Origin of the sequence: Bacillus sp. SIMBA_026 (assembly GCF_046535335.1) — a bacterium.
Lineage (GTDB): Bacteria > Bacillota > Bacilli > Bacillales > Bacillaceae > Bacillus > Bacillus velezensis.
In genome coordinates, this window is sequence record NZ_JAWRWX010000374.1 from 1 (window position 1) to 248 (window position 248).

The 248-nt window shown below is 35.5% G+C and carries 1 protein-coding gene; it reads left to right on the forward strand.

Annotated features, from left to right (window positions below; genetic code table 11):
• Positions 1-30: 30 nt before the first annotated feature.
• Positions 31-248 (forward strand): cyclic nucleotide-binding domain-containing protein (locus SB847_RS21865; RefSeq protein ID WP_410578817.1); only part of this gene is annotated, 218 nt, incomplete at its 3' end.

Here is a 248-nt window from a genome sequence, read left to right on the forward strand (position 1 = left end):
TAGAATAAAGCAAACCATAAAATTTACATTATGTCTATCCAAAACGGTCTTTTGCATTCAGTACAGGCAATTGAAGAGCACTACAGTGCTGGTGATTATATTTTTCGTGAAGAATCCACTCCGCTTTTTTATTATCAAATAGTAACAGGCGAAGTGAAACTTAACAGCTATAAGGAAGACGGTAAAGAATTTATTCAGGACATCCTTTCAGATAATTCGTGTTTCGGAGAATCAATGCTTATCCTGGG